The sequence below is a fragment of the Neisseria sp. P0021.S007 genome (genome assembly GCF_051956855.1).
Genome location: NZ_JBQCXA010000918.1, coordinates 1 through 567, shown reverse-complemented (window position 1 = coordinate 567; position 567 = coordinate 1). Strand labels below are relative to the sequence as shown.

At 49.6% G+C, this 567-nt stretch carries 1 protein-coding gene and 1 pseudogene; both read right to left on the bottom strand.

Annotated features, from left to right (window positions below):
* The coding region (mreC, locus tag ACTHUR_RS16715; RefSeq protein WP_440399808.1) for a rod shape-determining protein MreC at nt 1-416 on the bottom strand (416 nt) is incomplete at its 3' end.
* A gap of 11 nt (nt 417-427) precedes the next feature.
* Nucleotides 428-567: pseudogene (locus tag ACTHUR_RS16710) on the bottom strand (rod shape-determining protein); the annotation flags it as partial.

Sequence of the window (567 nt, the reverse complement as noted above, 5' to 3'; positions counted from 1 at the left end):
CGCTCGGACAATGGGTCTTTGCCACTGGACAACACTTCCGTACCAATGACATTACTTACACCTTTTTGCTGCAAACTGTATAGCTTTTTCAGCTCCTGCAATTCGCTCAGGTTGACCTTGTCGCGTTGAAGCTGGATTTTCAGACGACCGTTTTCCTCCAAAAGGAGACGGTTTTGCTCCAATAGCTCGATTTGCGATTGAGATTGGTTGGAAAAATATTGATAGAGACGGACCGGCTGGTTTGCCAACCATTGCACCGGATAAAGAATCTCCGCCGCCGCAGTACGCACAGGCTGCATCAGATCGAAACGGCCGTCTGCCACCATGATGCCGGCACCCAATAAAAGATACGCAACAAAACGAGGCAACAGCTTTTGGCCCTTTGCCTCGTCAAACCGTAAAGAAGAATGTTCCATTTCAGCCTGCCTTACGGGTTATCCACAAAAACGGCATTCCATTTGCCGATATAATCTAGGGCTTTACCTGCACCATAAGCCACACAGTTCAAAGGCTGGTCGGCAATACCGACAGGCAGCCCCGTCGCATCCGCCAAAACCGTATCCATAC